This is a genomic window from Pseudomonas laurylsulfativorans (genome assembly GCF_002906155.1).
Lineage (GTDB): Bacteria > Pseudomonadota > Gammaproteobacteria > Pseudomonadales > Pseudomonadaceae > Aquipseudomonas > Aquipseudomonas laurylsulfativorans.
The window spans coordinates 188954-209539 of record NZ_MUJK01000007.1; the positions used below are offsets into that span (position 1 = coordinate 188954).

Genomic DNA, 20586 nt, shown 5'->3' on the forward strand with positions numbered 1-20586 from the left:
GGTTTGCACTGCATCAGTAGTCATATCAGTCGATTCCGCCCGTGAGGGTCGTCTGCTCAGCATAGTCGAGGTGTTTGACGAGCTGCGCGCGCAGCCGGGCACTTACCTCGGCAAATTCAATCGATCCTGCGTGATCGCTCAGCTGGGTCATCGCCAGCCCGGCGTAGCCGCAGGGATTAATCCGTCGAAACGGTTCCAGGTTCATGTCCACGTTCAAGGCCAGGCCATGAAAGGAACAACCATGGCGGATCCGCAGACCCAGGGAGGCGATTTTCGCCCCGTCGACATAGACACCCGGTGCATCGGGCTTGGCCGCAGCGGTCACGCCATAGCTGGCAAGCAGCTCGATGAGGCACGACTCCATGCGGGTCACCAGATCACGTACGCCAAAACCCAGCTTGCGCACGTCCAGCAGCAGGTAGACCACCAGTTGGCCAGGGCCGTGGTAAGTCACCTGACCACCGCGATCGACCTGCACCACCGGAATATCGCCCGGCAACAACAAGTGCTCGGCCTTACCGGCCTGACCCTGGGTGAACACTGGCGGGTGCTCGACCAGCCAGATTTCGTCGGCGGCATTGCTGCCACGTTCGTTGGTGAAGCGCTGCATGGCATGCCAGACCGGCTCATAAGCCATCTGGCCGAGCTCGCGAAAGCCCAGCGTGCCGGACATCACAGCACCATGTGCACGAAACCGGTAGCCCGCAGAAAGCTGTTGATGTTGTACAGCTGATCCTGATCGGTCGCGACTATGTGCAACTGAATGGTGGTGTATTTGCCGTTGCTGCTTTGACGCTCATCGACACGTTCATCGTTGATGGTTGCGTATTTTTTGACGATTTCGATGATCTTGTCTTTGTTGCCAGCACCCGTATCGCAGATCACCTTAACCGGATAATCAACCTGGGGAAATTCGATCTTTGGCGCCTTTACTTCGGTATCGGTCATGGCGTAACGGCCTCGTAAGCGTAAGCCGTGGCGACGGCAAAACCCCGCGCCGGATCAGCACGGGGCCTTGCAGGAGCACACTATCAGTTGAACAAGCCGTAGAAGAATAGACGGATGCTATCCCACATGCGACGGAAGATACCACCCTCTTCGACGCCGTCCAGAGCGATCAGGTCGGCGCTGTGCACCACCTTGTCGTCCAGTTTGACTTCGACCTTGCCGATCACGTCGCCCTTGGCGATTGGCGCAACCAGTTGCGGGTTCATGGTCATGCTGGCGGCGAGCTTTTTCAGCTGGCCTTTGGGCAGGGTCATGGTCAGGTCTTCAGCCAGACCGGCCTTGACCTGGTTGGTGGCGCCTTTCCAGACAGGAGCCTGAGCCAGCTCGGCGCCTTTCTGATAGAAAGTCTGGGTTTCGAAGAAGCGGAAACCGTAGGTCAGCAGCTTCTGGGTCTCGGCGGCGCGAGCCACTTCGCTGTTGGTACCGAATACCACGGCGATCAGGCGCATGCCATCACGCACAGCCGAAGACACCATGCAGTAGCCAGCTTCGTCGGTGTGGCCGGTTTTCAGACCGTCGACGGTCTTGTCGCGCCACAGCAGCAGGTTGCGGTTCGGTTGCTTGATGCCGTTCCAGAAGAACTCTTTCTGCGAGTAGATCGCGTAGTGAGCCGGGTCTTCGTGGATGATCGCGCGAGCCAGCACAGCCATGTCGTGAGCCGACGAGTAGTGCTCAGGGTTCGGTAGGCCGGTCGGGTTCATGAAGTGGCTATTGGTCATGCCCAGGTCGCCAACGGTTTTGTTCATCATGTCGGCGAAAGCGTCTTCGCTGCCGGCGATGTGCTCGGAGAGCGCGACGCTGGCGTCGTTACCCGACTGGATGATGATGCCGTGCAGCAGGTCGCTGACGGTGACCTGCGAGCCGACCTTGATGAACATCCGCGAACCACCGGTACGCCAGGCATTTTCGCTGACGGTCACCGGATCGTTTTCGCCGATCTGGCCACGACGGATTTCCAGGGTCGCGATGTACGCGGTCATCAGCTTGGTCAGGCTGGCCGGTGGCAGACGCTGGTCACCATTGTTCTCGACCAGCACGTTGCCGCTGCTGGCATCCATGAGCACATAGGCCTTGGCGGCCAATTGCGGTGGCGACGGCATCATCTCGACCGCGAACGCGGCAGGTGAGAGGAGCAGCGGGACTAGCAGGAACAGGCGTTTGGCAAAGGTGGTGATGTTCATCCGTCTCTCGAAATCGCTAATGGAAACTGTCCTATCGGACAAAACTAATCAAATAACCTTCTAACGGGTTATCGCGTGTTCAGTTGCTCACTCCAGCCACCCTTCGCCGGGCTTTTGTTCTTCGACGAGCCAACAACCTGGTTCATCCCCCAAAACCGCAGACGAACCGTCAATCAAGTTCTACGTATTACTCAGTCACAACGCTCGGCGAGCCGAGATTGGCCAGGCGCACGCTGTTCTGCACCTGCTGGATTTCACCCGGCGATCCGATCGGGCCCAGGCGAACCCGATGCAGGGTCTGCTGATTGCGCACGATCGAGCTGATGAACACCGGAGCGCTCACCATCCCGCTGAGCTTCGATCTCAGGAGTTCTGCAGCGTCCGGGTTGGCGAACGCGCCCACCTGCAGATACTGGCCAGAGGCTGGTACAGAAGCGTTTTTTTTTGCATCGAGCTGCACCGGCACCACCGCGGCGGCGTGTTGCTGCGGCGGCGGTGTCCATTGCTCGACGGTGCCGGCCGAGGCCGTGATCACCGGGGCGCTATTCTGCGCGACTTGCGGCTCGTTGAGCATCAAAGGCGCCGGACGGCCTTTGGCCGCCCAATACGCTTGTGGATCGATGCCTTCGACCTTGACCCGCGCGGTGCCGATTTCGGCATAACCGAGCTTCTTGGCGGCGGCGTAGGACAAGTCGATGATCCGGTCCGAGTAGAACGGACCGCGGTCGTTGACTCGCAGGATCACGCTCTTGTTGTTGTCCAGGTTGGTCACCCGAACGTAACTCGGCAGTGGCAATGTCTTGTGCGCGGCACTCATGCCGTACAGGTCATACACCTCGCCGTTGGCGGTGTTCTGACCGTGGAACTTGGTGCCGTACCAGGACGCCGTGCCCGACTGCACGTAGGTCTTGGATTCTTGCAGCGGGAAGTAAGTCTTGCCCAGCACGGAGTACGGGCTGGCCTTGTACGGACCGGTATGCAGGGTCGGCGTGGCATCAGGGATGCGCGAAACGTCGACGTCCCACCATGGCGCGCCATCCTTGTGGGCGCGGTTGATGTCCAGCCCTGGCGTCGAGCGTACGGCGGTAGTGGTCTTCTGGGTCGGTGCGCGGCTGGTCGAACAACTGGCGACCAGCATTGCCAGCGCGGCGAATGCCATCAGCTTCAGGGGTTTATTGATAGGCATTGCCTGCATTACTTGACGCCCCGTGCTTGGACCAGCTGTTCAGACAATTGATGTACGGCCATTGCGTACATCACGCTGCGGTTATAACGCGTGATCGCATAAAAATTCTTCAGGCCCATCCAGTACTCGGGGCCATTATCGCCTTCCAGGCGGAAAGCAGTAACCGGCATATCATCGCGCAGCGCATCATGACTTGACCACCCCAGGGCTCGCAACTCCCCGACGGTTTTCGTCGGTTCGATTCCTGTGGTCAACCCCTCGTCGACCTGACCGCCACGGACATCGGCGCGACTGACCACCGGCTCGCCGGCGACCCAGCCATGACGCTTGAAGTAACTGGCGACACTACCAATGGCATCGTCCGGGTTGGTCCATATGTTGATATGGCCATCACCGTCGAAATCCACCGCATAGGCGCGGAAACTGCTCGGCATGAATTGCGGCAATCCCATTGCTCCTGCATAGGAGCCTTTGAGCGTCAACGGATCGACCTGCTCCTCGCGGGCCAGCAACAGGAACTCACGCAACTCCTTGCGGAAAAACTCGGCACGGGGAGGATAGTCGAAACCCAGGGTCGACAAGGCATCGATCACCCGGAAATTTCCGGTATTACGGCCGAAAAAGGTTTCAACGCCGATGATCGAGACAATCACTTGGGCCGGAACGCCGTATTCCTGCTCGGCGCGAGCCAACACTGCTTCGTGCTGACGCCAGAAATCCACACCCCGGGCTATGCGCGCATCGGTGATGAACATCGGGCGATATTCGCTCCACTGCTTGACCCGTTCGGCGGGTTTCGAGATGGCGTCCAGAATCGACTGCTTGCGCTCGGCTTCGCGGAACACGCCCATCAACTGTTCACCGGCGAAACCGTAGTCGCGGGTCATTTCACCGACGAATTCGGCCACCTGGGGCGAGCCTTCGTAGTCGCCGGCCAACGCTTCCTGCATGGTGCCAAGGATGCTTACCAGGCCGACCCATGGCGCATATCGAGTCGCCCAGCCACGCATTACTTGCATTGAAAATTTCACCTTATTCAAACCTGCGCGATCCACTTGCGATGGGTATGGATCGACATCAAAACCCCAAACGCTGACAACAGCGTCACCAGCGAAGTTCCTCCGTAGCTAATGAACGGCAACGGCACCCCCACCACCGGCAACAGGCCACTGACCATACCGATGTTGACGAAAACATAAACAAAAAACGTCATGGTCAGGCTGCCCGCGAGCAACTTTCCGAACAATGTCTGCGCCTGGGCGGTGATCACCAGGCCGCGGCCAATCAATAGCAGGTAGATCAGCAACAGTGCACAGATCCCCACCAGGCCGAACTCTTCACCCATTACGGCAATGATGAAGTCGGTATGGCTTTCCGGCAGGAAGTCCAGGTGGGACTGGGTGCCCAGCAACCAACCCTTGCCGAACACACCGCCGGAGCCGATGGCCGCCTTGGATTGGATGATGTTCCAGCCCGTACCGAGCGGATCGCTTTCCGGGTCGAGGAACGTCAGGATTCGCTGCTTCTGGTAGTCGTGCATGATGAAGAACCACATGGCAATCGCCACGGGCACGGCGGCGGCCAGCACACTGAGAATCCAGCGCCAGCGCAGCCCCCCCATGAACAGCACGAAAGCGCCGCCGGCCAGGATCAGCAGCGAAGTGCCGAGGTCCGGTTGCCGCACGATCAGAATGAACGGCACGCCGATCAGCATCAGGCTCACGCCCACATGCTTGAGCTGGGGTGGCAAGGTGCGCTTGGACAAATACCAGGCAATCGTCGCCGGCATCAGGATCTTCATGAATTCCGAGGGCTGGAAGCGCACCACGCCGGGAATGTTGATCCAGCGGGTGGCACCCATGGCGTTGTGGCCCATGATGTCCACCACCAGCAACAGCATGACTCCGACCACATAGCCCAGCGGTACCCAGCGCGCCATGAAACGTGGCTCGAACTGGGCGATGACGATCATCGACACCAGGCCGATGCCAAACGACGTGGCCTGTTTGGTCAGCAGGTCCCAGCTCTTGCCACTGGCCGAATACAACACGAACAGACTGCCGGCGGCCAGGGTCAGCAGCAGGATCAGCAGCGGCCCGTCGATGTGCAAGCGTTGCAGCAGCGTCGCGCGACGACGCATCACATCCTCACTGGAGAGCATGCGATCAAAATTATTCATCACGGGCCGTGGCCTCCGCGCTAGTAGGGCTGGCGTATTCGGCTTTTAGGTGACCGTTCTGGTCGAGCAACCAGGCGTCCATGATCTGACGCACCACTGGCGCGGCGACGCCGGAGCCGGACTCACCATTCTCGACCATCACCGACACCACGATCTGCGGATCGTCAGCCGGGGCGAAGCCCACGAACAAGGCGTGGTCGCGATGGCGTTCCTGAACCTTGGAGCGGTCGTACTTCTCGCCCTGCTTGATCGCGACCACCTGGGCCGTACCACTCTTGCCGGCGATGCGGTACTGGGCACCGATCGCAGCCTTGCGTGCCGTACCGCGGGCGCCGTGCATCACCTGCTGCATGCCGTGGTTGACCTTGGTCCAGTCAGACGGATCACGCAGGATGATGTCCGGCATCGGGTTCTGATCTACCGGTTTCTCGCCTTCGATGGTCTTGGCCAGGTGCGGACGATTCCAGATGCCTTTGTTGGCCACCAGCGCCGTGGCCTGGGCCAGTTGCAGGGGGGTCGACTGCATGTAGCCCTGACCGATCCCGAGAATCAGCGTTTCGCCCGGGAACCATGCCTGGCGGCGGGTCGCGCGCTTCCATTCGCGGGTCGGCATCAGACCCGGCGACTCCTCGAACATGTCCAGGGAAACCTTCTGACCGATACCGAATTTGGACAGGTACGACGACAACCGATCGATCCCCAGCTTGTGGGCAAGGTCATAGAAGTACGTGTCGTTGGAACGCATGATCGCCGTGTCGAGGTCGACAAAACCATCGCCGGTGCGGTTCCAGTTGCGGTACTTGTGATCGTAGTTGGGCAGCATGTAGTAGCCAGGGTCGAACACCCGGGTCGAGGCAGTCACCACGCCCGAATCCAGACCGGCAATCGCCACAGCAGGCTTGATGGTCGAGCCCGGCGGGTACAGACCGCGCAGTACGCGGTTGAACAGCGGCCGGTCGATGGAGTCGCGCAGCTCGGAATAGGCCTTGGAGCTGATGCCGGTGACGAACAGGTTCGGATCGAAGCTCGGCTGACTGACCATCGCCAGCACCTCGCCGGTTTTCGGGTTCAGGGCCACCACCGCACCACGACGACCGCCGAGCGCGGCTTCGGCGGCTTCCTGCAATTTGATGTCCAGACTCAGGACGATGTCTTTGCCGGAAACCGGTTCGGTGCGCTTGAGCACCCTCAATACACGGCCCCGAGCGTTGGTCTCGACCTCCTCGTAACCCACCTGACCATGCAGCTCCGGCTCATAGAAGCGCTCGATGCCGGTTTTGCCGATTTGATGGGTGCCGCTATAGCTGACCGGGTCCAGAGATTTGAGCTCTTTCTCGTTGATCCGCCCCATATAGCCCACCGAGTGCGCAAAATGCGCGCCCTGGGGGTAGTGACGAACCAGTTGCGCGACCACTTCCACGCCCGGCAGGCGGAACTGGTTCACGGCGATCCGGGCGATCTGCTCCTCGGTCAGCTCAAACAGGATCGGCACCGGCTCGAACGGCCGACGCCCTTGGCGCATGCGCTTCTCGAAGATCACCCGGTCCTCGGGTGTCAATTCCAGCACTTCGACGATCACGTCGAGCACCTGCTGCCAGTCGCCTGATCGCTCGCGGGTCATGCTCAGGCTGAAACTCGGCCGGTTATCGGCAATCACCACGCCGTTGCGGTCGAAAATCAGGCCACGGGTCGGCGGAATCGGCTGCACATGGACGCGGTTGTTTTCCGACAGGGTCGAGTGGTACTCGTACTGGATCACCTGCAGGAAATACAGGCGCGCGATCAGCACGCCAATCAGCGCCACCACTGCAATAGCCCCGAACACGACGCGGCCACGCACCAGACGGGCGTCTTTTTCGTGGTCCTTGATGCGGATCGGCTGGGACATGAGGGCAGAACTACTTGTGGTAAGGGTGACCGGACAGCACGGTCCAGGCACGGTACAACTGTTCGCCGATCAGAATCCGCACCAGCGGGTGCGGCAAGGTCAGCGGCGACAACGACCAGCGCTGGTCAGCCCGGGCACAGACTTCCGGCGCCAGTCCTTCGGGGCCACCGACCATGAAGTTGACCGTGCGCGAATCCAGCCGCCAGCGATCGAGTTCGACCGCCAGTTGCTCGGTACTCCAGGGCTTGCCATGGACTTCGAGTGTGACAATCCGCTCGTTCGGCCCGACTTTTGCCAGCATGGCTTCGCCTTCCTGACGGATGAAACGAGCCACGTCGGCGTTCTTGCCACGGGTATTGAGCGGTATTTCCACCAGTTCCAGCGCCAGCTCGGACGGAAGACGCTTGGCATATTCATGCCAGCCTTCTTCCACCCATTTGGGCATGCGTGAACCGACGGCGATCAGTCGCAGTCGCACAGCGGTCCCTTATTCCTGGTCTTTGTTGAGCTTGTTGAAGTGCTCGTGACCAACTTCAGGGCTGTGGTGTTTGCCATCGGCCGCACGGCTCTGCTCGGCACCTTTCCACAGGCGCTCCAGGTCGTAGAACTGACGGGCGTTGGAGGTCATCATGTGGACGATCACGTCGTCCATGTCCAGCAGCACCCAGTCGCTGTCGCCCTTGCCTTCCTCACCCAGCGGCTTGATGCCCAGGGCTTTGACCGCTTCGCGCACCTTGTCCAGCATCGCGCCGATCTGGCGGTTGGAGGTACCGGTGGCGATGATCATGTAGTCAGTGATGCTCTGCTTGTCGCGAACATCGATTACCAGTACGTCCTGGGCCTTGACGTCTTCCAGGGCGGCTACGGCGATCTTGACCAGCTCATCACCTTTAGGTGGCTCGGCGGCGAGTACTTTTTCCGGCAGTGGGGCACTCTTGAATGTGCCTTTGCGTTTTACTTTGCTTTCGTTGTTGCTCGTCATATAAAACTCGTTTTGCTCGTTTGTTCGGGCGCTTCAATACACGTTGTTGCCACGTGCCTTGAGGCACTCCTATTCAGTTCGACGCACGGTAGAGCCCGTGCGCATCGATGTAGGCCAGGACCGCGTCGGGCACCAGGAAACGTACCGACTTACCGCTGGCCAGCAGTTGACGGATCTGGGTGGCGGATACCGCGAGCGGCGTCTGCCAGACGAATGCAATCTGTCCGCTCGGCCCGTTGAGGGCCAGCGGGTCGCTCACCGAGCGCGCTGCCAGCAGGTTGCGCAAGGCATCCGGCGGTTCGCTGTCGGCATCCGGGCGTTGCAACACCAGGATATGGCAATGCTGGAGCAACTCTTCCCAGCGGTGCCAAGTGGGCAGGCCGCAAAAAGCGTCCCAGCCCAAAAGCAGAAAAACCTGGTCGGATACGGCCAGTTCGGCGCGCATCAGTTCCAGGGTATCAATGGTGTAGGACGGTTTGTCCCGCTGCAATTCGCGGGCGTCCACCACCAACGGCGCCACACCGGCCACCGCGCACTCGACCATCGCCAGACGGTCTTTTGCCGACACCTGCGGCTTGTCCCGATGAGGCGGCCTGGCACTGGGTGTCAGTCGCAGCTCATCGAGCGCCAATGTTTCGGCAACCTCCAGCGCACCGCGCAAATGGCCGATGTGCACCGGGTCGAACGTTCCGCCCAGCACACCAATCCGGCGAGGGACTGGCTCGCTGACGGTGACCGGGGCTGACAGGTCGAAGTCGCCCAAGTCAGGCCGGCTCCTGTCCGCGCAACTGCCCGTCACCGACCACGATGTACTTCTCGCAGGTCAGTCCTTCGAGGCCCACCGGGCCGCGGGCGTGCAGCTTATCAGTAGAAATGCCGATCTCGGCACCCAATCCGTATTCGAAACCATCGGCGAAGCATGTCGGGGTATTGATCATCACCGACGAGGAGTCGACTTCAGCCACGAAACGCCGGGTGTCGCCCTGGTGTTCGCTGACAATCGAATCCGTGTGATGGGAGCCGTAATGATTGATGTGCTCGATGGCCTGGCTCAGTCCGTCGACCACACGGATCGAAAGAATCGCCGCCAGGTACTCGGTGCTCCAGTCTTGCTCGGTGGCCGGCACGGCATCGATGATTGCCCGGGTACGCTCGCAACCGCGCAGCTCGACGCCTTTTTCGCGGAACTGGGCGGCCATCGACGGCAGGAATTCCTTGGCAATGGTTTGATCGACCAGCAATGTTTCCATGGCACCGCAGATGCCATAACGGTAAGTCTTGGCGTTGAACGCGATGCGCTGCGCCTTGGCCAGGTCGGCGTGCTCACTCACATAAACGTGGCAAATGCCGTCCAGGTGCTTGATCACCGGTACGCGGGCATCACGACTGACGCGTTCGATCAGGCCACGGCCGCCGCGCGGCACGATGACGTCGACGTATTCAGGCATGGTGATCAGCGCGCCGACGGCCGCGCGATCGGTGGTTTCGACCACTTGCACCACGGCGGCTGGCAGATCGGCCTCGGCCAGGCCGCGCTGGATGCAGGCGGAGATGGCACGATTGGAGTGAATGGCTTCGGAACCGCCACGCAGGATGGTCGCGTTACCGGACTTCAGGCACAGGCTCGCGGCATCGATGGTCACGTTTGGCCGCGACTCGTAGATGATTCCGATCACGCCCAGCGGCACCCGCATCTTGCCGACCTGAATACCGGACGGACGGAAACTCATGTCACGGATCGCCCCGACCGGGTCCGGCAGGGCCGCCACCTGACGCAGGCCGACGATCATGCCGTCGATACGCGCCGGAGTCAGTGCCAGGCGCTCAAGCAGGGCAGGCTCAAGACCATTGGCGCGCCCGGCGGCCAAGTCCAGTTCATTGGCCGCCGCCAGCTCGGCGCGGGCAGCGTCCAGCGCATTGGCGGCGGCCTGCAGGGCGCGGTTTTTCTGCGCGGTGCTGGCGCGGCCGATTACGCGGGAAGCTTCACGGGCAGCGCGACCCAAGCGGGTCATGTAGTCAAGAACGGACTCAGTCATGGTCTGGAGTGGTCTTTGATAAGGTCTTGGTAAAGAGTAAAGCGGCAGATTATAGCTGTCGCGTCCCGGGACTAACAGCGGTGACGGGCGGATGGTCGAAATGGAGGGGTATTTACCGACGTTCAGCCGGGATTAAGCTGCAAATTGTTATCATCACGACTCATTCAGCCCTGATAAACGCCGATCATCATGTCCAACCTGACTGCTCGAGCGTCCGCTGTGAGCCTGCCCACGGGTCTCCCGGACGATTTTTTCGACCGCGACGCGCAAATTCTGGCCCGGGAATTACTGGGAAAAGTCATCCGTCATCGAGTTGGCGACCTGTGGCTCAGCGCCCGGATCATCGAGACCGAAGCCTATTACTGCGCAGAAAAAGGCAGCCATGCGTCCCTGGGCTACACAGAAAAGCGTAAGGCTTTGTTTCTGGATGGCGGCCACATCTATATGTATTACGCCCGGGGTGGCGATTCCCTTAATTTCAGCGCCCAAGGGCCTGGTAACGCCGTACTGATCAAATCTGCGTACCCGTGGGTCGATGAATTGAGCGGACCGGCCAGCCTGGCACAGATGCTTTTGAACAATCCCGACGCCCAGGGCCACCCTCGCCCATCACAAAGACTCTGCGCCGGACAAACCCTGCTGTGCAAGGCGCTGGGCCTGAAAGTACCGGTATGGGACGCCAAGCGCTTCGATCATGAGGTGCTGCTGGTAGAACACGTCGGCCAGACGCCCACCCACATCATCCAGACCACGCGCCTGGGCATCCCCCACGGGCGCGATGAACACCTGATGTACCGCTTTGTCGATGCTGCCTATGCGGCTTATTGCACGCGCAACCCGCTACGACGGGGCCAGGTCGAAGGTCGTGATTATTTTGTGCTGCCCTGAAATTGACTGAGACTTGATGCAAACAGAAATCCCCTGTGGGTGCAGACTTGCCCGCTCCCACAGGGGTCAGTGGCGCATTCAAAGTTGCACTTATCCCCTGGAAGCAATTGAACATTAGATGGAGTGGTTTTTATGGGCCAATGGCTCGATAGCGTGACCGGCTGGTTGACGGTCAACCCGCAATGGCTGGCGGCGGCAATATTTCTGGTGGCTTTTGTCGAATGCCTGGCGATTGCCGGCCTGATCGTCCCCGGCACGGTTTTGCTGTTTACCGTTGCGGTACTGGCCGGCAGCGGTGCGTTGCCGCTCAGTGAAACCTTGCTGCTGGGCTTCCTCGCCGGTGTGTTGGGCGACGTGGTTTCGTATTTCCTTGGACGGCACTTTCATCAGAACATCCGGCGCCTGCCCGGTTTGCGCCATCACCCGGAATGGATTGCCGGGGCCGAGGCCTATTTCCAGCGTTATGGCATCGCCAGCCTGCTGGTCGGGCGATTTATCGGGCCATTGCGGCCGATGCTGCCGATGGTCGCTGGCATGTGCGACATGCCTTTCCCACGGTTCATCGCGGTCAGTCTGCTGGCCGGTGCGGGGTGGTCGGTGGCCTACCTGTTGCCCGGCTGGGCTACCGGCGCGGCGATTCGCTTGCCGCTACCCGAAGGCTTCTGGCTTGAGGCAGGAATCGTTGCCGGCAGTATTGCCGTGATGGTCGGACTGAGCGCCACCAGTAGCCTGCGCCAGCATCGCCGGGCTACATCGATAATCGCCGGCATGAGCTTTCTCCTTCTGGCGGGGTTGTTCATCGGCTATCCGTACCTGAGCGCCCTTGATCAAGGTTTGATGACCCTGGTCCAGGAACATCGCAGCCCGATGCTCGATGAGGTGGCGGTGGTCTTCACGCTGATCGGCGAATTCCGCAACATGCTGTTGTTCAGCACACTACTGACCGGTTTGCTGCTGCTGATGCGTCAATGGCGCCCGGCGATTTTCGCCGCAAGCACACTGCTCTTCACCGCATTGGCGAACACCGCGACCAAACAGTTCTTTGCCCGCGTGCGCCCCGAAGTGCTGAGCGATCCGCTGACCAGCTACAGCATGCCTAGCGGCCACGCGTCGGGTTCTTTTGCACTGTTCCTGACCCTCGCCGTACTGGCGGGCCGCGGACAGCCGCCGCGGATGCGTCTGACCTGGCTATTGGTGGGCTGCCTGCCAGCGATGGCTATTGCGCTATCGCGGGTATACCTCGGCGCGCATTGGCCGACCGATGTCATGGCCGGCGCGATGCTGGCGGCCTGTGTCTGTGCGGCCAGCCTGTGGCTAATCCAGCGCAAGGAACCGCTCAACGCCTTGCCACCCAGGGTCTGGTGGCTGGTGTTGCCGGCGTTGCTGGCATTGTTCGGTTTCTTTGTGTTGCGCCATTTGCCGCATACGATGTTGCGGTATGCGTATTAAAGATTAAAAGGTCGCAGCGCTCGGCGGCAAGGAACCGCCCAACGCCCTGCCGCCAAAAGTCTGGTGGCTGGTGTTGCCGGCGCTCGTGGAATTGTTTGGGGTCTTGGTGTTGCGGTAGGCGTATCTGGTGAGTGGTTGCACATTGATTCGCCCCACAAAAGCCCCCGACTCATCAGTCGAGGGCTTCAGTCTCAGGGACTTAGTGGGAGCTCCACTGACGCTTACGCATTTCCACAATCAATGCATCAGCCAACTGGCAGGCAATTTCAGCGGTGCCTTCAAAAGAACTATTAAGACTGGCATGTTTCAGCAGGTAGCCTGCCGCAGCGGCTTCCCAGGCAGAGCGTTCGTGTAAATAGATAGTCATTGCGTTAAATCCTTCTAATGAATTCGCCCACGTCATGTGGACGGCCACAAATTAAATAATCCACAGATTCTCAGCAATGCTGGCAAACCAGCCGATGTTTTGCCGAATGCTGCTCAGGCAAACAACTCTCCCTGCAACTCATCCAACAACGCCTGGATCGCATCCAGTCGTTGTTGCGGATCATCAAGTTGAAGCAAGTCGATCTTGTCTACTTCGGCAAAAGGCAGCAGGTACGCCAACTGATTGGCCAGCGATTGTTGCCCGGTCGCCTCAGTGCCCATGTTCAACGCTTCGACCATCGGGTGCTCCGCCAAGGCCTTGAGCAATGCCACCAGGTCGGCATCCTCATCCTGCAGTGGCTGTTCCGGTTCGTCTTCCAGCCACTCGACCTCGGCGACAGTCAACTGATCGCGCTGGACTTGCGTTCGTAATACATGGAAACGCCGCCCGCCCTGAACCCGAATCCCCAGCAGACCGTTGTCCTGTTGCTTGAAATCGGTGATCAGCGCTTCACAGCCCACCAGCGCGTAGCCGGCCGGAGCGATCCCGACCTCTTCACCCTCGAGGATGCATACCACGCCGAAACCACCGCCCTGCTTCATGCAGCGGCCGATCATGTCCAGATAGCGCGCTTCGAAGATCTGCAAGTCGAGGATGCAACCTGGGAACAGCACTGTGTTCAACGGAAAAAGCGGCAGACTCATAGACATTTCCTTACACCACCATCGACACCGCCAGCGGCAGGAAAACCGCCGTGGCCACACCCATCAGGCTCATCGCCAGCGCCGCGAAGGCGCCGCACTCTTCACTTTCCTGCAACGCCACCGACGTACCGACCGCGTGAGCCGTCATACCCAGTGCCATGCCCCTGGCTTCCGGGCTATGCACGCCGAGACGGGTCAAAAGGGCCGGACCAAAAATCGCCCCGATCACGCCGGTAATCAAGACAAACACCGCTGCCAGCGCCGCGACCCCGCCGATCTGCTCGGCCACCAGCATGGCGATCGGCGAAGTAACCGACTTCGGCGCCATGGTCATCAGAATCATGTGCTCGGCACCGAACGACCAGCCCAGCAGCACGCCCATCCCCGTGGCCACCACCCCACCTATCACCAGCGTAGTAAATATCGGCCAGAACAACTGCCGAATCCGTCGCAGGTTGAGATAGAGCGGCACCGCCAGCGCGACAGTGGCCGGCCCGAGCAGGATGCTAAGGATCTCGGTGCTCTTGCGGTACTCGGCGTAGGTCAGGCCGCAGCCCACCAGCACGCCGATCACCAGCATCATGGAGACAAGCACCGGCTGCAAAAAGATCCAGCGGGTTTTCTCGAATGCCGCAAGAACGAGTTGATAGGCGCCAAGGGTAATGCCAATACCGAACAACGGATGGTGAATCACCGACGCCCAGGCGCCGTGCCAGTCGAAGATCATTGGTTGTCCTCGGAGTGAGCGTGGCGCTTGACCATGCGCTGCATCAGCACCCCGGCGAAGGCCATTGAAAGCAGGAGCGACAACACCAGCGCACCGACAATCGCCCAGAAATCCGCCGCAATGTCAGCGGCATAGACCATCACGCCCACGGCTGGAGGCACCAGCAACAGTGGCAGGTAGCGCAACAGGCTGCTGGCAGCCAGGTTCAGCGGCTCGCCGACCTGTCCGCGACAGATGAGGTACACCAGCAACAGCAGCAACCCCACAATCGGCCCCGGCAGCACCGGCAAAAACAAATGATTGATCGCAGTGCCGAGCAATTGGAACAGCACCAGCCACGTCAGCCCCCGTAACAACATCAAAGATCTCCCGCAATATCCGTCACCCGCATTGGCCAAGCATTATAAGCATGCTCATGCTATAGACCGGCATTCGCCAAAAGCATGGTCAGTTGACCTGAGCGTTTGGCCATGTTGATCTAAAGTGGTAAGCCGGGAGGTCAAATCCCCCCAACTCAAAACTATAAAACCGATGAACCCAAGGAGAGTCTCAATGCCCTATGTTCCAGTTGCAGAGCTCAAAGATTATGTCGGCAAGGAACTTGGACGTTCCGAATGGCTCACCATCGATCAGGACCGCATCAACCTGTTCGCCGAAGCCACAGGGGACTTTCAGTTCATCCACGTCGACCCGGTCAAGGCCGCGCAAACGCCATTTGGCAGCACTATCGCTCACGGTTTTCTGTCGTTGTCACTGATCCCGAAATTGATGGAAGACATCCTCGTCATGCCCGAAGGCTTGAAAATGGTGGTCAACTACGGCCTCGACAGCGTGCGTTTCATTCAACCGGTCAAGGTCAATTCGCGGGTGCGGCTGAAGGTCGACCTGACCGAAGTCATCGAGAAAAAACCTGGTCAATGGCTGCTCAAGGCTACCACCACCCTGGAAATCGAAGGTTCGGACAAACCGGCGTACATCGCCGAACCCCTGTCCCTGTGCTTCGTATAACCCTTCCCGGATGCGAAGCAGCTCCTGCTGTTTCGCGCCTTCTTGCGGTACCTCGCCCTATATAAGGACACATAGCTGCGGCATACTCCCTCGCCTAATTGCCCGGAATCCGCTATGCGCCCACTTGCACTCATTGCCTTGACCCTGATGCTCACCGCTTGCGGCGACGGCGAATCGCTTTTGCCCCCCGATGCACGCCTGCCGGACGGCGGACGTTATCGCGGTGACCTGGTCAATGGCTTGCTGCAAGGCAAAGGGCGCATCGACTACCCGAACGGCAGCTGGTACGCCGGCGAATTCGACAAGGGCCAGTGGCAGGGCCAGGGCGAATGGCATGGCAGCAACGGCGAAGTCTATCGCGGGCAGTTCAATCAGGGACTGTTCGACGGCCAAGGCGCGCTGACCACCAACGGCAACAGCTACAGCGGCGGCTTCAAGGCTGGCCGGCGCAACGGCGAAGGCACTCTCAAAGAAAACGGCATGAGCTATCGCGGCGAGTTCAAGGCCGATCAATACGCCGGCCTGGGTCGCCTCGAACTCGAAGACGGTAGCTCCTATCAGGGCCAGTTCGCCCACGGCAAACCCAATGGCGAAGGCCAGCGCGGCGACGGCAACGGCAATCAGTTCACCGGACACTTCGTCGACGGCCAGCTGGAGGGAAACGGCACGTTCAACAGCGCCGAAGGCGACATCTATGTCGGCAGCTTCAAGAACAACCAACTGCACGGCAAGGGCCGCTACGAAAACTCGGATGGCGATGTCTGGCTGGGCCAGTTCAAGGAAGGTTCGCTGAACGGCAAGGGCGAGCTGATCGGCACCGACGGCAGCCACTACATCGGCCAGTTCAACGACTGGCGCTTTTCCGGGCAGGGCCGGCTGAACCTGGCCGACGGCAGTTTTTACACCGGCCAGTTCGACAACGACAGTTACCAGGGCCGCGGCACGCTGGTGTTGACCGACGGCACCGTCCTCAGCGGCACCTGGATCAACGGCCAGCGCGTGCGCGACGCCGAGGGCAAATTGTTGCCAGACACATTGGAGCTCGGCTTGCTGGCACAGGGGCGCCTGCTCGATGCAGCGCTGACCAACATTCCGCCCTCGACCCCGGCGGTGGAGTTGTATTCGTTGACCCTGGGCGGTGATGGCAAGCAAAGCGTGTTTCTTCGCGAGTCCGACTACGTCGCCAATATGCTATCCACCCGTTTCGGCGCCTTTGGCCAGATCCGCCTGGTGAACCATCGTGACCACCTCGCCGACCGCCCGATGGCTACCCGGGAAAACCTGCGCCGCGCCGTCCTGACGCTGGCCGAACGCAGCGGTCCGGAAGACCTGATCTTCATCTACCTGACCAGTCATGGCACCAGCGAACACGAACTGGTGCTGGACCAGCCGCGCATGGAACTGGCCGATCTGCCAGCAGACGAATTGGCCGCGGTTCTCGCCCCGCTGAAAAACCGCGACAAGGTCATCGTGATCTCGTCTTGCTACTCCGGCGGTTTCATCCCCGCCCTCAAGGACGAACGAACCCTGATCATGACGGCCTCACGGGCCGACCGGGTGTCCTTCGGCTGCTCGGAGGAAGCCAACTTCACCTACTTCGGCGACGCCCTGTTCGTCCAGGCCCTGAACCAGACCGATGACCTGGAGCAGGCTTTCAAACTGGCCAAGGCCACTGTCGCCGAGCGTGAGCTGGCGGACGGTTTCGAAGCGTCCGAACCTCAGATCTGGGCACCGAAAACCGTCCTCTCGCATTGGCAACTACTGCGCAAACAACAGGCACGAAAGGCACTGCAAAGTGCATCTATGCAAAGCAAGGACGCAAACAGCAACTAAGCTGAACAGTATCAAGGGAGAAACACTATGTACTTGACGCCTCAGCATGTGCTGCTCGCCGGAGCCACCGGTTTGACGGGTGAACATCTGCTTGATCGCTTGCTTAACGAGCCAACGATTACCCGGGTTTTGGCCCCCTCACGCCGGCCACTGGCCGAACATCCGCACCTGGAAAATCCGGTCGGCGACCCGACGACGTTCCTGCCACAACTGAACGGGCGAGTCGATATCGCCTATTGCTGCCTTGGCACCACGATCAAACAGGCAGGCTCCGAACAGGCATTTCGCGCGGTGGATCTGGACATGGTGGTGGCATTCGCCAAACGTGCCCGGGAAATGGGCGCACGGCATTTGATCGTGATCAGTGCTCTGGGAGCCGATCGGAGATCCTCGATTTTCTACAACCGGGTCAAAGGCGAAATGGAGCACGCATTGCGCGCACAGGACTGGCCGCAGTTGACCATCTGCCGGCCTTCACTGTTACTGGGCGAACGCACCGAACCGCGACTGGGCGAGAAAGTCGCCGGGCCGTTGTCTCGGCTGATCCCTGGCAAATACCACGGCATCGAAGCGTGCCAACTGGCCCGCGCGATGTGGCGTCTGGCGCTGGAAGAGCAGGATGGGGTCAGGATTGTCGAGTCGGATGAGCTGAGGAAGTTGGGCAAGTAAACCGCGGACCTGTGGCGAGGGGGCTTGCCCCCGTTGGGTCGCGAAACCGCCCTCTTCGTTTGTTCAGTAACACTGAGTCGCACCGGATTACGACTGCTGCGCAGCCGAACGGGGCGGTGCGGCGTTCCGACAAGCCCCCTCGCCACAAAAAGCGCACTACACCTACAACCCGCCCGTCGCCTGAAAACTCACCCCAATCACCGTCAGCAATGACAACGGCAACAACAGCGTGTCGAGCAACGCACTCGCCGGCAGATCTACGCCTGGGTAGCTCGGCGCTTCGGCACCGAAACGATCCTTGGCACAGCACCCGCCGTTCATCGCATACAAATCCAGGCGAGTCCCCGAATACACCACTGGCGCACCCGGCTTGGCCGCATCAAGAGTGCGTACCGTCGCGCACCCGGCCAATTGCAGCGCCAGCACTAACACCAGCAGCTTATTCATCGCTGGTCAGATGATGCTCGCCCCAACGCGGGAGCATGTCCTGAGGAATATTCAGCAGGTTGAGAATCCGTGCGACGACAAAATCGATCATGTCGTCGATGGTTTGCGGCTGATGATAAAAGCCCGGTGATGCCGGCAAGATTGTCACGCCCATGTTCGACAACTTGAGCATGTGCTCCAGGTGAATGCTCGAATACGGCGCCTCGCGAGGCACCACAATCAGCTGGCGACGCTCTTTGAGTGTCACGTCGGCGGCACGCTCGATCAAGTTGTTGCAGGCGCCGGTAGCGATGGCCGACAACGTGCCAGTAGAGCACGGCACCACCACCATCGCCGCTGGCGCGCCGGAGCCCGAAGCCACCGGCGACATCCAGTCTTCCTTGCCGTAGACCCGAATCTGCCCGGCGGCAGCGCCCGTGTATTCAGTGAGGAACGCCTGCATCATCTGCGGCTTGGGCGGCAGCGTGACGTCAGTTTCAGTAGCCATCACCAACTGCGCAGCCCTGGAAATCAGGAAGTGCACTTCACGATCGTCCCGCACCAGGCAGTCGAGCAGGCGCAAGCCGTACTGGGCGCCTGAAGCGCCGGTCATCGCCAAGGTGATGCGGTCCGGGCCGTTGTTCATTTGAGCGCCTCGGCCAGTTTGCCGTGCAGGCCGCCGAAGCCGCCATTGCTCATGATCACCACGTGAGTGCCGGGTTGGGCCTGGCTCTTCACGCGCTCGATGATGCCCTCAAGGGAATCGCTGACAATCGACGGCACAGTGCACAACGCCGCAGTCCCCGCCAGGTCCCAGCCGAGGTTGGCGGGTGCATACCAGATCACCTGATCGGCATCGACCACGCTTTCCGGCAAACCGTCGCGGTGCGCGCCGAGCTTCATGGAGTTGGAGCGCGGCTCGATGATTGCGATCAGCGGGGCATCGCCAATGCGTTTGCGCAGACCATCCAGCGTGGTGGCAATGGCGGTCGGGTGGTGAGCGAAGTCGTCATAAATGGTGATGCCACGAACTTCCGCGACTTTCTCCATCCGGCGCTTCACGCTTTTGAAAGCGCTCAACGCGGCGATGCCCATGGACGGCACCACACCGACGTGGCGTGCAGCGGCCAAGGTCGCCAGGGCATTGGCGACGTTGTGCTGACCCGTCATGTCCCACTCGACCACACCCTGGGCGATGCCTTCGAACATCACTTCGAACTTCGAGCCATCATCACTGAGCAACTTGACCTGCCACTGACCGCCGGCACCGGTGGTTTGTACTGGGGTCCAGCAACCCATTTCGATGACGCGCTGCAAGGCCGGCTCAGTGGTTGGATGAATCACCAGGCCTTCGCTCGGGATGGTCCGCACCAGATGGTGGAACTGTCGCTCGATCGCCGGCAGGTCCGGAAAAATGTCCGCGTGATCGAATTCGAGGTTGTTCAGGATTGCCGTGCGCGGGCGGTAATGTACGAACTTGGAACGCTTGTCGAAGAACGCACTGTCGTACTCGTCGGCTTCGATGACGAAGAACGGCGTATCGCCCAAGCGCGCCGACACCGAGAAATTTTGCGGCACGCCGCCGATCAGGAAGCCCGGGGCCATGCCCGCGTGCTCCAGGACCCAGGCCAGCATGCTGCTGGTGGTGGTCTTACCATGCGTACCGGCAACGGCCAGTACCCAGCGACCTTGCAGCACGTGATCAGCCAGCCATTGCGGGCCGGAAACGTAAGGCAGGCCTTTGTTCAGCACGTACTCCACCGCCGGATTGCCCCGGGACATGGCGTTGCCGATCACCACCAGATCGGGGGCCGGGTCGAGTTGCGCCGGGTCATAGCCCTGTGTCAGCTCGATGCCCTGGGCTTGCAGTTGAGTGCTCATCGGCGGATAGACGTTGGCATCGGAGCCCGTCACGTGATGGCCCAGTTCTTTGGCCAGAACTGCCATTGACCCCATGAAAGTGCCGCAGATACCAAGAATATGAATGTGCATAGTCGACCTCGTAAAACTTGGTCGCAGGTTAGCTTAGGGAGGGGAAAATCGCACCTGATGTTT

23 protein-coding genes are annotated in these 20586 nt (G+C 60.3%); 5 read left to right on the top strand and 18 right to left on the bottom strand.

Annotation, left to right across the window (positions count from 1 at the left end; translation table 11 throughout):
• Window positions 1-25 precede the first annotated feature (25 nt).
• From lipB to B0D71_RS21655, 11 genes are all read right to left on the bottom strand, one after another.
• Window positions 26-673, bottom strand: coding sequence for a lipoyl(octanoyl) transferase LipB (gene lipB, locus B0D71_RS21605; RefSeq protein WP_103396543.1), 648 nt, complete (start codon window positions 671-673; stop codon window positions 26-28).
• On the bottom strand, window positions 673-948 hold the full coding sequence (locus tag B0D71_RS21610) for a DUF493 domain-containing protein (protein ID WP_103396544.1): 276 nt from the start codon (window positions 946-948) through the stop codon (window positions 673-675). Before B0D71_RS21610 ends, lipB begins: the two co-directional genes overlap by 1 nt.
• 83 nt (window positions 949-1031) lie before the next feature.
• Window positions 1032-2189: a D-alanyl-D-alanine carboxypeptidase family protein gene (locus B0D71_RS21615; RefSeq protein ID WP_103396545.1), complete on the bottom strand. Its 1158-nt coding sequence runs from the start codon at window positions 2187-2189 to the stop codon at window positions 1032-1034.
• Between the two features lie 187 nt (window positions 2190-2376).
• A complete protein-coding gene (locus B0D71_RS21620; protein ID WP_103396546.1) occupies window positions 2377-3384 on the bottom strand; it encodes a septal ring lytic transglycosylase RlpA family protein in 1008 nt (335 codons plus the stop codon).
• Window positions 3384-4394: a lytic murein transglycosylase B gene (mltB, locus tag B0D71_RS21625; RefSeq protein WP_103396547.1), complete on the bottom strand. Its 1011-nt coding sequence runs from the start codon at window positions 4392-4394 to the stop codon at window positions 3384-3386. The genes B0D71_RS21620 and mltB overlap by 1 nt, the downstream gene beginning before the upstream one ends.
• 17 nt (window positions 4395-4411) lie before the next feature.
• Window positions 4412-5515 (bottom strand): rod shape-determining protein RodA, encoded by a 1104-nt coding sequence (gene rodA, locus B0D71_RS21630; RefSeq protein WP_103396597.1) that lies wholly within the window; start codon window positions 5513-5515, stop codon window positions 4412-4414.
• Window positions 5516-5546: 31 nt separating this feature from the next.
• The gene (gene mrdA, locus B0D71_RS21635; protein WP_103396548.1) at window positions 5547-7442 is read right to left on the bottom strand and encodes a penicillin-binding protein 2; all 1896 of its coding nucleotides are present in this window, start codon (window positions 7440-7442) and stop codon (window positions 5547-5549) included.
• A gap of 10 nt (window positions 7443-7452) precedes the next feature.
• On the bottom strand, window positions 7453-7920 hold the full coding sequence (gene rlmH / locus B0D71_RS21640; protein WP_003185785.1) for a 23S rRNA (pseudouridine(1915)-N(3))-methyltransferase RlmH: 468 nt from the start codon (window positions 7918-7920) through the stop codon (window positions 7453-7455).
• A gap of 9 nt (window positions 7921-7929) precedes the next feature.
• A complete protein-coding gene (gene rsfS, locus B0D71_RS21645) occupies window positions 7930-8424 on the bottom strand; it encodes a ribosome silencing factor (RefSeq protein ID WP_007975896.1) in 495 nt (164 codons plus the stop codon).
• A gap of 73 nt (window positions 8425-8497) precedes the next feature.
• Window positions 8498-9187, bottom strand: a complete 690-nt coding sequence (gene nadD, locus B0D71_RS21650) for a nicotinate-nucleotide adenylyltransferase (RefSeq protein WP_103396549.1) — start codon at window positions 9185-9187, stop codon at window positions 8498-8500.
• Between the two features lies 1 nt (window position 9188).
• Window positions 9189-10460, bottom strand: coding sequence for a glutamate-5-semialdehyde dehydrogenase (locus tag B0D71_RS21655; RefSeq protein WP_103396550.1), 1272 nt, complete (start codon window positions 10458-10460; stop codon window positions 9189-9191).
• A 189-nt stretch (window positions 10461-10649) separates the two neighbouring features.
• On the opposite strand from B0D71_RS21655, the gene B0D71_RS21660 reads away from it, so the two are divergent.
• The gene (locus B0D71_RS21660; RefSeq protein WP_103396551.1) at window positions 10650-11348 is read left to right on the top strand and encodes a DNA-3-methyladenine glycosylase; all 699 of its coding nucleotides are present in this window, start codon (window positions 10650-10652) and stop codon (window positions 11346-11348) included.
• A gap of 132 nt (window positions 11349-11480) precedes the next feature.
• The gene (locus tag B0D71_RS21665; protein ID WP_103396552.1) at window positions 11481-12797 is read left to right on the top strand and encodes a bifunctional DedA family/phosphatase PAP2 family protein; all 1317 of its coding nucleotides are present in this window, start codon (window positions 11481-11483) and stop codon (window positions 12795-12797) included.
• Window positions 12798-12996: 199 nt separating this feature from the next.
• Here B0D71_RS21665 and B0D71_RS31505 read toward each other — a convergent pair whose 3' ends face one another.
• The 4 genes from B0D71_RS31505 to B0D71_RS21680 form a co-directional block, all read right to left on the bottom strand.
• Window positions 12997-13164, bottom strand: coding sequence for a hypothetical protein (locus B0D71_RS31505; protein ID WP_165798744.1), 168 nt, complete (start codon window positions 13162-13164; stop codon window positions 12997-12999).
• 113 nt (window positions 13165-13277) lie between these two features.
• Window positions 13278-13868 (bottom strand): LON peptidase substrate-binding domain-containing protein, encoded by a 591-nt coding sequence (locus B0D71_RS21670; protein WP_103396553.1) that lies wholly within the window; start codon window positions 13866-13868, stop codon window positions 13278-13280.
• A gap of 10 nt (window positions 13869-13878) precedes the next feature.
• Complete coding sequence (locus B0D71_RS21675; protein WP_103396554.1) at window positions 13879-14595, bottom strand: LrgB family protein; 717 nt, start codon at window positions 14593-14595, stop codon at window positions 13879-13881.
• The gene (locus tag B0D71_RS21680) at window positions 14592-14954 is read right to left on the bottom strand and encodes a CidA/LrgA family protein (protein WP_056728878.1); all 363 of its coding nucleotides are present in this window, start codon (window positions 14952-14954) and stop codon (window positions 14592-14594) included. Before B0D71_RS21680 ends, B0D71_RS21675 begins: the two co-directional genes overlap by 4 nt.
• Window positions 14955-15147: 193 nt before the next feature.
• Here B0D71_RS21680 and B0D71_RS21685 point away from each other — a divergent pair, with 193 nt between their 5' ends.
• From B0D71_RS21685 to B0D71_RS21695, 3 genes are all read left to right on the top strand, one after another.
• On the top strand, window positions 15148-15603 hold the full coding sequence (locus tag B0D71_RS21685) for a MaoC family dehydratase (protein ID WP_008001099.1): 456 nt from the start codon (window positions 15148-15150) through the stop codon (window positions 15601-15603).
• A gap of 114 nt (window positions 15604-15717) precedes the next feature.
• Window positions 15718-17436: a C13 family peptidase gene (locus B0D71_RS21690; protein WP_103396555.1), complete on the top strand. Its 1719-nt coding sequence runs from the start codon at window positions 15718-15720 to the stop codon at window positions 17434-17436.
• A gap of 27 nt (window positions 17437-17463) precedes the next feature.
• Window positions 17464-18105 carry an oxidoreductase gene (locus B0D71_RS21695; RefSeq protein WP_103396556.1) on the top strand — a complete coding sequence of 214 codons (642 nt, stop codon included), beginning with the start codon at window positions 17464-17466 and terminating at the stop codon, window positions 18103-18105.
• 162 nt (window positions 18106-18267) lie between these two features.
• Here the strand turns inward: B0D71_RS21695 and B0D71_RS21700 are convergent, their stop codons facing one another.
• The 3 genes from B0D71_RS21700 to mpl are packed head-to-tail and all read right to left on the bottom strand — an operon-like array spanning window position 18268 to window position 20523.
• Window positions 18268-18552, bottom strand: coding sequence for a YceK/YidQ family lipoprotein (locus B0D71_RS21700; protein ID WP_103396557.1), 285 nt, complete (start codon window positions 18550-18552; stop codon window positions 18268-18270).
• Window positions 18545-19177 carry a flavin prenyltransferase UbiX gene (gene ubiX, locus B0D71_RS21705; RefSeq protein ID WP_103396558.1) on the bottom strand — a complete coding sequence of 211 codons (633 nt, stop codon included), beginning with the start codon at window positions 19175-19177 and terminating at the stop codon, window positions 18545-18547. The genes B0D71_RS21700 and ubiX overlap by 8 nt, the downstream gene beginning before the upstream one ends.
• The gene (gene mpl / locus B0D71_RS21710) at window positions 19174-20523 is read right to left on the bottom strand and encodes a UDP-N-acetylmuramate:L-alanyl-gamma-D-glutamyl-meso-diaminopimelate ligase (protein ID WP_103396559.1); all 1350 of its coding nucleotides are present in this window, start codon (window positions 20521-20523) and stop codon (window positions 19174-19176) included. Before mpl ends, ubiX begins: the two co-directional genes overlap by 4 nt.
• Window positions 20524-20586 lie beyond the last annotated feature (63 nt).